At 51.7% G+C, this 265-nt stretch carries 1 protein-coding gene; it reads left to right on the top strand.

Annotated elements, in window-relative coordinates; translation table 11 throughout:
* Positions 1-42: 42 nt before the first annotated feature.
* On the top strand, positions 43-265 hold a 223-nt coding region (locus L9G74_RS20915), incomplete at its 3' end, for an eL15 family ribosomal protein (protein ID WP_238898679.1).

Here is a 265-nt window from a genome sequence, read left to right on the forward strand (position 1 = left end):
GTCCCAAAGGGTGCCACCTATGGTAAGCCCAAGAGCCACGGAGTGAACCAGCTGAAACCTACCAGGAGCCTTCATGCCATGGCTGAGGAGAAAGTTGGTAGGAAATGCAGCGGGCTTAGGGTATTGAACTCCTATTGGGTTGCTCAGGACGCCAGGTACAAGTACTATGAAGTCATTTGCATTGACCCAGCTCACAAGGCAATAAGGAGAGATGCTAAGGCTAACTGGATATGTGACCCAGTGCATAAGCACCGTGAGATGCGGG

This window comes from Shewanella electrica, assembly GCF_022321485.1.
GTDB classification, from domain to species: domain Bacteria; phylum Pseudomonadota; class Gammaproteobacteria; order Enterobacterales; family Shewanellaceae; genus Shewanella; species Shewanella electrica.